Here is a 263-nt window from a genome sequence, read left to right as displayed (position 1 = left end):
CTCAGATTCACAGAAAAAAGGAATGAAATTTATCATGCTGGAATGTCCTTCCTGCTACGGCAGTTTCTCATTGAATCCTCAAACGATGGATGTTCCTTATGCTGTAAAAGAGACAGACGGAGACTGTTTAAGATGTCCATGTAATTCTTGTTATGGCTTCATCTCTCCTATATCCGACGAGAAAGCATTCTGGGGATGTGGTGAATGCGGAATGGTGTGGTTTATCCAGTCGGATTTATTTGATGCCATCACAGACAGTATAC

Annotated in this window: 1 protein-coding gene; it reads left to right on the top strand. The window is 41.4% G+C overall.

Features of this window, described 5'->3' with window-relative positions; genetic code table 11:
- Window positions 1-22: 22 nt before the first annotated feature.
- Window positions 23-263 (top strand): hypothetical protein (locus SB659_RS19770; protein WP_410551644.1); only part of this gene is annotated, 241 nt, incomplete at its 3' end.

It is taken from the genome of Arthrobacter sp. SIMBA_036, assembly GCF_046535135.1.
Classification (GTDB): domain Bacteria; phylum Actinomycetota; class Actinomycetes; order Actinomycetales; family Micrococcaceae; genus Arthrobacter.
Note: the sequence above shows the minus strand (reverse complement) of the source record. Positions and strands in the feature narration are given on the sequence as shown.